Below are 9,235 nucleotides of genomic sequence, written 5' to 3'. Positions count from 1 at the left end.
AATGCACGTGCAGTATCATATTCACAGTTTGTGCCTGGGAATACAGGAATTAATACATGCGGAGTATCAACTGTATAACTTGCATGCATGTCAAATCTACGCTCTACAGATACTGGCTTGATTTCCTTTTCACTCTGCTTGATATTGCAAGGATATACTGATTCCAGCTTTTCTTCATAGCGAGTTTGTAATTCATCTAATGAGATTGTTTCATCCTTTGTACGTAATTCAAACTCTCCAATAGTCTTTCCTAATAATTCTAAATCTTCAATCTCATCATCTGTCTCTAATAAGAACCCACCATAGCACTTCTTAAAGAGTTGATTGATATTTACATCTTCTTCTAACGCAAAACCAATACGGTTACCAAGACTACACTTGAGAAGTGCTTCTGCTGTACCACCATGTTCAAGTGCACAAGCAGACTTCACACAACCTAATTTAATCAGTGAATAAACCTTATCAAATACATCACGTACACTGTTGAAGTTCGCAATACCATTCTCATCATATTCTGGCATCACTGCATAGATATAGTGGTCTTTAGCCTTCCACTCATTTGTGACAATTCGAGAAGCTTTCGTAGTGGATACCGCAAAGGCAATGAGTGTAGGTGGAACATCGATATCTTCGAATGTTCCTGACATGGAGTCTTTACCTCCGATTGCCGCAACTTCTAATTCTGCTTGGGCTTTAAGTGCACCAAGTAGTGCCGCAAATGGCTTTCCCCACTTCTCTGGGTTATCACCTGTACGTCCAAAGTACTCTTGGAATGATAACCATGCATGTTTAGGGTTAATACCAGCCGCAACAAGTTTTGACATCGCCTCAATGACTGCTGTCATTGCGCCCTTATATGGCGATAAAGAGGATAGTTCTGGGTCATAGCCATAGGCCATGAGTGATGCAGTATCTGTTTCACCATCTAATACTGGAATCTTAGCAGCCATTACTTGGCTTGGTGTCATTTGGTATTTACCACCAAATGGCATACATACTGTTCCACTACCGATCGTAGCATCAAAGCGTTCAGCCAATCCCTTTTGACTACAAATATTTAAATCTTCTACAAGCTTATCCATACCTGCACGAAGACTTTCTACTTGAACCTCTTCTTCTGGTTGGTCTTCACCAACCACAACAGATGTATGTCTACTTGCGCCGTTTGTATTCAAGAACTCACGAGAGATATTTACAATTTCTTCTCCCTGCAAGGTCATAATCATACGTGGTTCTTCAGTAACTTCTGCTACGATTGTTGTCTCAAGGTTTTCCATGCTTGCAAGTTCTTGGAACTTTTTGGCATCTTCTTTTCTTACTACAACAGCCATACGTTCTTGTGATTCACTGATTGCTAGTTCTGTACCATTTAAACCTTCGTATTTCTTTGGGACTTTATTTAAATCAATCACTAATCCATCTGCCAGTTCACCAATAGCTACTGCTACACCGCCTGCACCAAAGTCATTACAACGTTTGATGAGTTTGGCAGCTTCTGGATTACGGAATAATCTTTGTAGCTTACGCTCTTCCGGTGCATTACCCTTTTGAACTTCAGCCCCACAACTTTCTAATGATTCAATATTGTGCGACTTTGAAGAACCTGTTGCACCACCACAACCATCACGTCCTGTACGTCCACCTAATAAGATAACTACATCCTCGGGTTCTGGTCTTAAGCGGACAACATTTTCTTCTGGTGCTGCTGCTATGACAGCACCAACTTCCATACGCTTTGCAACGTATCCCGGATGATAAATCTCACGTACTAGTCCTGTTGCTAGGCCAATCTGATTTCCGTAGGAACTATATCCAGCTGCTGCTGTTGTTACAATTTTGCGCTGTGGCAGTTTACCCTTCATTGTTTCGTTAATTGGTTTCAATGGGTCCGCAGCACCTGTTACGCGCATTGCTTGATATACATAACTACGTCCTGAAAGTGGATCTCGAATTGCACCACCAAGACAGGTTGCAGCACCACCAAACGGTTCAATTTCTGTAGGATGGTTATGTGTTTCATTCTTAAACATGAGTAACCAATCCTGATCTTCACCATCTACATCAACTTTAATCTTGACGGAGCACGCATTAATTTCTTCTGATTCATCTAAATCTGTTAACTTCCCATATTTCTTTAATGCCTTAGCTCCAATCGTACCTAGATCCATTAAGCATACTGGCTTTGGTGTACGACCTTCGTAAATATGATTACGCAAATCTAAGTAGTTTAGATAAGTATCTTTTACATATTCAGGTTGAATCTCTACATCATCGATAACCGTATGGAATGTTGTGTGACGACAATGATCTGACCAATACGTATCGATGACACGAACTTCTGTAATTGTTGGATTTCTACATTCAATTTTTTGAAAGTATTCCTGCATGAACTTGAGGTCTTCTAAATCCATCGCAAGTCCATGTTCCTTTAGAAATGTCTTTAAACCTTCTTCATCCAGCTTGATAAAACCATCAATCACTGGTGGAAGTTCTGGAGTTTCAAAAGACATGATGATTGTCTCTGGCTTCTCTAAACTTGCGATGCGAGCTTCCACTGGATTAATCAAAGTTTCTTCAATCAATTTCTTTTCATCATCATTCAGTTTACCCTTGATATAATAAAGACGAGCTGTTTTTACAGTAGGTTTTTGTTTCATGGAACTGAGTTGAATACACTGTGCACAAGAATCTGCACGTTGATCAAACTGTCCAGGTAAATATTCTGTCGCAAGAATATATTCATCATAATCTGGTGTAGGTGCTTCTTCTTCATAAAAGAAATCTACTTGCGGTTCTGAAAGAATCGTATACTTTGCGGCAATGTAATCTTCCTCATCTACATTTTCTAAATCATATCGATTTAAAACACGTACAGCTTCAACATTTTGGTTGCGTAATGCAACATGTAAATCATTTAATATGGATTTCGATTCTACTGCATATGCAGGTTTCTTTTCCACAAAACAACGGAATACTGTCATTGTTTTACCACCTTTCTGCCGATATCTGTACGATAGTGCATATCTGTAAAATGAATTTCTTTAATCTTATCGTAAGAGAGTTGAAGTGCTTGTTCTAGCGTATCACCAACTGCACTAACTCCGAGTACACGTCCACCGTTTGTATAGTACTTCCCATCTTTCCATGCAGTACCTGCATGATAAATGGTCACACCTTCAACCTGTCCATAATCATCTAAACCATCGATTTCATAGCCTTTGTGATATTTCTGTGGATATCCTCCACTTGCTAGAATGACACATGCACACGCTTTATCTTCCCATTCAATTGTAACTTCTGATAATTTCTCATCGTGTACTGCACGCATGATTGTTAATAGATCTGTCTTTAATAAAGGTAATACGACTTGTGTCTCTGGGTCTCCAAAGCGACAATTGTATTCCACAACTCTTGGCCCTTCTGGTGTTAACATCAAGCCAAAGTACAGACAACCTTTGAACGCTCTTCCTTCTTGATTCATCGCTTCAATAGTTGGCAGGAAGATTGTCTTCATGCATGTATCCGCAATCTCTTTTGTATAGAATGGAGATGGCGCAATCGTACCCATACCACCCGTATTTAAACCTTCATCATTATCTAATGCACGTTTATGATCCATCGAAGATATCATCGGTACCACAACATGTCCATCTGTAAAAGCTAGCACAGACACTTCTGGTCCTGTCATAAACTCTTCAATAACGATTTGTTTACCAGCTTGTCCAAATGCTTGATCTATCATCAATTCATTGACTGCTTGAACAGCTTCCTCTTCTGTTTGGGCAATCAAGACACCCTTACCAAGTGCCAAACCATCAGCCTTTAATACCGTTGGATAACGGTTCTCTGTGCGAATATAATTGATAGCTTCTTGCGCATCAGAGAATACTGCATAACCAGCAGTTGGTATCTGATATTTTTTCATTAAGTTTTTTGCAAATACTTTTGATGATTCTATGATTGCCGCATTTGCGTTTGGCCCAAAACAAGGAATTCCTTCCATTTCAAGAATATCAACCATTCCCATCGCAAGAGGATCATCTGGTGTTACTACACAGAAATCAACCTTCTCTTTTTTTGCAAGTTCAACCATGTTGGCTAAATCAATTGCACTGACACTTACGCACTTGGCATCTGCCGCAATACCACCATTGCCAGGGGCGCAAATAATTTCTTCAATTGTAGGATTCTCTTTTAGTTTACGTATGATCGCATGTTCACGACCACCAGAACCTATTACCAAAACCTTCATAGACTACCTCCTCTTAATGATGGAATAAACGTACTCCATTACATACCATGACAATATCGTACTTATCACAAGTATTAATCACATGGTCATCACGAATGGAACCACCTGGTTGTACTACATATTTCACACCACTCTTATACGCTCTTTCAATATTATCTCCAAATGGGAAGAACGCATCCGAGCCAAGTGCTACGTCGTGTTGTTGCTTGATCCAATCTTTCTTCTCTTCTCTTGTAAATACCGATGGTTGTTCTGTAAAGAACTGCTGCCAAGCACCATCCTGTAATACATCTTCATAATCTTCTGAAAGATAAATATCGATTGTATTATCTCTATCTGCTCTGCGAATATCTTCTTTAAATGGTAAGTTCAACACTTTCTCGTGTTGACGCAGCCACCAATTATCAGCCTTACTTCCTGCAAGTCTTGTACAGTGAATACGGGATTGCTGTCCAGCACCTACACCGATGACCTGTCCATTCTTTGCATATACAACAGAATTGGATTGTGTGTATTTCAGTGTAATCATCGCAATTAATAAGTCTAACTTTGCTTGTTCTGTGAGTTCTGTATTCTTTGTCACAAAGTTTGTAAGTAATGATTCGTCAATATGAACATTATTTCTACCTTGTTCAAAGTAAATTCCATATACCTGTTTTCTTTCAATCTCTTCTGGAACGTATGTTGGATCGATTTGAATCACAGCGTAGTTACCTTTTTTCTTGGCTTTTAGAATTTCTAATGCTTCTTCTGTATATCCTGGTGCGATAACTCCATCAGACACTTCTTTCTTTAATAGTAACGCTGTATCTTTATCGCAAATATCTGATAATGCCGCAAAATCACCATAAGAACTCATACGATCTGCACCACGTGCTCTAACATAAGCACATGCAAGCATAGATAACTCTTCATCACCTGTAAAATAGATTTTCCTTTCTACTTCACTGAGTGGTGTGCCAATTGCGGCACCAGCAGGACTAACATGCTTGAAACTTGCGGCACTTGGGTAGCCTGTTGCTTCTTTCAGTTCCTTAACAAGTTGCCAACTATTTAAGGCATCTAAGAAATTAATATATCCAGGCTTACCATTCAATACAGTTACCGGTAATTCGTGATCATTTAAGTAAATACGTGCTGGTTTTTGATTTGGGTTACAGCCATACTTTAATGCGATTTCTTTTGTCATAGATTCTCTCCTATTGGTTCTTGTTAAAGATGATTGTCTTCACTTCATCACTACCTGGTTCAATCTGTGTTACATATAGTGAAATCTTATTATCCACATTCAAGCTTTCCCACACATGTTGAGCAAAAGATTCAAATGGTTCTTTAACTAGCTTGAAAAGTACTGGTTCTCCTTCGAATGAAGGAAGTGGATTTTCATCACTTTGATATGTATGAATGATATGACCATACCCAGGTAATTCTTCTGTATAGTCAAAGAAATACCGACGTGTACTATTTGGATTGCCTTCTGCACTCTTTAAGATTGACATTTGATAATCAAAACCATTTACTATTGCCGATATACGCGGCGTATAGTTTGGCTCATCCGGTTCAAATGTGCGAAGGCGTAACGCTTCTTCAAACGTTTTACCTGCTTGCATGTTTTCATAGATTGTATCTGTTTGATCACCATTTGTAACAATCAATTTGTTTCCCAGTTTTCTAACTGGGGAATAGATAATCAGTGAAGGGTCAACCAATTTAGAAATATCATACGCTTCTGTACGAATACCATCCTCTGTCTCCGTAAAGATTCGATTTCTACTATTTTCACTACGACCCATGATAAAGTATGCGATACGCATCTTTCTTCCACATGGTGTACGTGCGATTACGATTCCTCTTCCAGGATAGTTTTTACTACCTAGGTATTCATATAAGTCTTTTGCTTGCATGTTATTTCCCTTCTAGTTCTTTCGCAATCATTTCTGTTGCTTGTGGTAGTAATTTCCACTCAGCTTCTTCCATGACTCTTTGTTGTAAAGTTTCTGGTGTATCTGATGGCAAGATATCTACTGCTTTTTGTAATAAGATTTTTCCTCCATCTGGTATTTCATTTACGATATGTACAGTAGCACCCGTAACCTTTACACCATATGCAAGTGCTGCTTCATGTACTTTCAATCCATAATATCCTTTCCCACAAAAGGAAGGAATTAAAGATGGATGAATATTGATAATACGATTTGGATATGCACGAATGATTGTCTCATCCAAAATCGAAAGATATCCTGCTAGTACAATCATATCAATTTGATATGATTGCAATTGTTGTAGTAATGCATTTGAAAATTCTTCTTGTGTTGTATAATCACGCTTTGCGATAACACAGTGTTCAATCCCTGCTTTTTCAGCACGGTGTAATGCATAGACATCTGGTTTTGATGAAATTACAAGTTTGATTTTACCGTACTGTAATACTTTCCCTTGTGCATCGATCAGTGCTTGTAGGTTAGTACCTCCACCTGAGACAAGTACTGCGATATTAATCATTCGTGGATAACGACCGAATGGTCGCCCTCTTCCATCACACCAATCTGGTATGCATCTACACCGTTCTCTTTTAAGATAGATATTGTTTTTTCAACATCTTCAGGTGATACGATCATTGCCATTCCAATTCCCATGTTGAAGGTGTTAAACATATCATGTTCAGGAATATTTCCTTTTTCTTGTAATAAGTTAAAGATTGGTAAGATTGGCCAACTACCCTTTGTGATACTTGCGTTTAGTGTTTCACCATATGCACGTGGTAAGTTTTCATAGAAACCTCCACCTGTAATATGTGCGATGGACTTTACATTTACTTCTTTGAGTACATGCAGTACTGGTTTTACGTAAAGTCTTGTTGGTGTTAATAATGTTTCACCAAGAGGCTTTCCTAATATATCTGCGTAGTCCTTTAGTGTCGTACCTGCATCAATATCAAATACTTTACGTACAAGTGAGAAGCCATTTGAATGTACACCACTAGAAGCCAAACCAATAATGATATCGCCTGCTTTCACGTTGTTTTTATCAAGAATTTTTTCTTCATCCACGATACCAACAGTAAAGCCTGCTAAATCATATTCATCTTCTGGATAGAAGCCTGGCATTTCTGCAGTTTCTCCACCGATAAGCGCACAGCCACTTTCAACACAGCCATCTGCGACACCCTTTACAATATCTGCTATCTTTTCAGGATTGTTTTTACCACACGCAATATAGTCTAAAAAGAAGAGTGGTTGTGCACCTGCACATACAACATCATTAACACACATCGCAACACAATCGATACCAACTGTATCATGCTGATCTAATAACATTGCAAGCTTTAGCTTTGTGCCAACACCATCTGTACCAGATACAAGTACCGGCTTCTTCATGCCTGTCATATCTGGCGCAAATAAGCCACCAAAACCACCGATGGAATCTAATACACCTGATGTAGTAGTACGAGATACATGTTTCTTCATCAGTTCTACTGCTTTATATCCAGCAGTTACATCAACACCTGCAGCCTTATAAGCGTCACTATAACTCTTCGTCATGTTTGCTCTCCTTCTTTTTGATTTTCATTTCAAATTTTGATTTTTCAGAATGCTTAGGGATTGGTGCAGGATACTTCTCTGTAAAACATCCTGTACAGAAATCACAATCCGCATCCGATGCCATCTTCTTTACACCATCAACGCTTAAATACCCTAAGGAATCTGCACCGATAGATTCGCATATTTCTTCTAAGTTCATTTTACATGCAATCAAGTTCTGTTTGGAATCAATATCTGTTCCAAAATAACATGGTGAGATAAACGGTGGCGCTGATACACGTACGTGTACTTCTGTAGCACCTCCATCACGTAATAGTTTAACAATGCGAGCACTAGTCGTTCCACGTACGATAGAATCATCTACCATGATGACACGTTTACCCTTTACAACAGAAGAAACCACATGAAGCTTCATATTTACAGCATTTTCACGCTGTCCTTGTGTTGGTTGGATAAATGTACGTGCAATATAACGATTCTTGATAAATCCCATACCATAAGGAATACCTGACTCCTCCGCATAACCTTGTGCAGCATCCAATCCAGAATCAGGTACACCAATGACAACATCTGCTTCTACTGGATGTTCTTTAGCTAGGATACGACCTGCATTACGTCTAGCCTCATGTACTGGCTGATGTTGGAGAATCGAATCACTACGTGCAAAATACACATATTCAAATACACACATATGAGGCTTTTCCTTACAGTGTGTCCGGATAGAATGCTCGACACCATCATGATCGATTACAACAATTTCTCCCGCATCAAGATCACGAACATAATCCACACCTACAGCTGCAAATGCGCATGTCTCAGATGCAAATACAATTCTTCCATCTTTGTCTTTTCCCATCACCAATGGACGGAATCCCTTTTTATCTCTTACTGCAATTAGCTTTTCAGGTGACATCACAACAAGGCTATATGCACCTTCAATGCGATTCATTGTATTTTCAATTGCCTTTTCAATCGAAGATGTCTTCAATCTTTCTTGGATGATGATATAACAAATAATTTCAGAGTCATTAGTTGTATGGAAGATTGCGCCCTTGCGCTCTAACTCTTCACGTAACTCAGCAGCGTTGGTTAAGTTTCCGTTGTGTGCAATCGCTAGTTGTCCTTTAATATGGCGAACCAGCAAAGGTTGTGCATTCGTATGATTAACCGTGCCAAATGTTGAATATCTAGTATGACCAATCGCCATCTGACCCTTACCTAGTTTATCTAGTTCATGTTGATCAAATACATCCCGTACTAAACCAACATCTTTATGCGATGTAATAACACCACGGTCATTGGCCGCAATACCGCAACTTTCTTGTCCACGATGTTGTAAGGCAAATAAACCATAGTAAGTATCGGATACTACATCACTCACCATGTTTTTGTCGTAAATGCCGAAAACACCACACTCCTCATGAATCATATCCTGCATGTT

At 39.0% G+C, this 9,235-nt stretch carries 7 protein-coding genes; all 7 read right to left on the bottom strand.

What is annotated here, in order from left to right; all coding sequences use genetic code 11:
* The coding region (locus tag RWM19_RS07605; RefSeq protein ID WP_313985566.1) for a phosphoribosylformylglycinamidine synthase at nucleotides 1-2,981 on the bottom strand (2,981 nt) is incomplete at its 3' end.
* On the bottom strand, nucleotides 2,978-4,252 hold the full coding sequence (gene purD, locus RWM19_RS07600; RefSeq protein ID WP_313985564.1) for a phosphoribosylamine--glycine ligase: 1,275 nt from the start codon (nucleotides 4,250-4,252) through the stop codon (nucleotides 2,978-2,980). The genes purD and RWM19_RS07605, both read right to left, overlap by 4 nt.
* Nucleotides 4,253-4,265: 13 nt before the next feature.
* Nucleotides 4,266-5,441: a phosphoribosylaminoimidazolecarboxamide formyltransferase gene (locus RWM19_RS07595; RefSeq protein WP_313985561.1), complete on the bottom strand. Its 1,176-nt coding sequence runs from the start codon at nucleotides 5,439-5,441 to the stop codon at nucleotides 4,266-4,268.
* Nucleotides 5,442-5,451: 10 nt separating this feature from the next.
* Nucleotides 5,452-6,156: an IMP cyclohydrolase gene (locus tag RWM19_RS07590; RefSeq protein ID WP_313985558.1), complete on the bottom strand. Its 705-nt coding sequence runs from the start codon at nucleotides 6,154-6,156 to the stop codon at nucleotides 5,452-5,454.
* 1 nt (nucleotide 6,157) lies between these two features.
* Entirely contained in the window at nucleotides 6,158-6,754 is a 597-nt protein-coding gene (purN, locus tag RWM19_RS07585) for a phosphoribosylglycinamide formyltransferase (protein ID WP_313985556.1), read from the bottom strand.
* Nucleotides 6,751-7,794, bottom strand: a complete 1,044-nt coding sequence (gene purM / locus RWM19_RS07580; protein ID WP_313985553.1) for a phosphoribosylformylglycinamidine cyclo-ligase — start codon at nucleotides 7,792-7,794, stop codon at nucleotides 6,751-6,753. Before purM ends, purN begins: the two co-directional genes overlap by 4 nt.
* Complete coding sequence (gene purF, locus RWM19_RS07575) at nucleotides 7,778-9,232, bottom strand: amidophosphoribosyltransferase (RefSeq protein WP_313985549.1); 1,455 nt, start codon at nucleotides 9,230-9,232, stop codon at nucleotides 7,778-7,780. The genes purM and purF overlap by 17 nt, the downstream gene beginning before the upstream one ends.
* Nucleotides 9,233-9,235: the final 3 nt, after the last annotated feature.

It is taken from the genome of uncultured Solobacterium sp. (genome assembly GCF_963517755.1).
GTDB lineage: Bacteria > Bacillota_I > Bacilli_A > Erysipelotrichales > Erysipelotrichaceae > Bulleidia.
The sequence above is the reverse complement of the archived record's forward strand: the minus strand, read 5'-3'. Positions and strand labels throughout refer to the sequence as shown.

Excerpts from the sequence above, each read along its gene's own strand:
- RWM19_RS07595 (WP_313985561.1), bottom strand. The coding sequence starts at position 5,441 with ATGACAAAAGAAATCGCATTAAAGTATGGCTGTAACCCAAATCAAAAA.
- purM (WP_313985553.1), bottom strand. The coding sequence starts at position 7,794 with ATGACGAAGAGTTATAGTGACGCTTATAAGGCTGCAGGTGTTGATGTA.
- RWM19_RS07590 (WP_313985558.1), bottom strand. The coding sequence starts at position 6,156 with ATGCAAGCAAAAGACTTATATGAATACCTAGGTAGTAAAAACTATCCT.
- purD (WP_313985564.1), bottom strand. The coding sequence starts at position 4,252 with ATGAAGGTTTTGGTAATAGGTTCTGGTGGTCGTGAACATGCGATCATA.
- purF (WP_313985549.1), bottom strand. The coding sequence starts at position 9,232 with ATGCAGGATATGATTCATGAGGAGTGTGGTGTTTTCGGCATTTACGAC.
- purN (WP_313985556.1), bottom strand. The coding sequence starts at position 6,754 with ATGATTAATATCGCAGTACTTGTCTCAGGTGGAGGTACTAACCTACAA.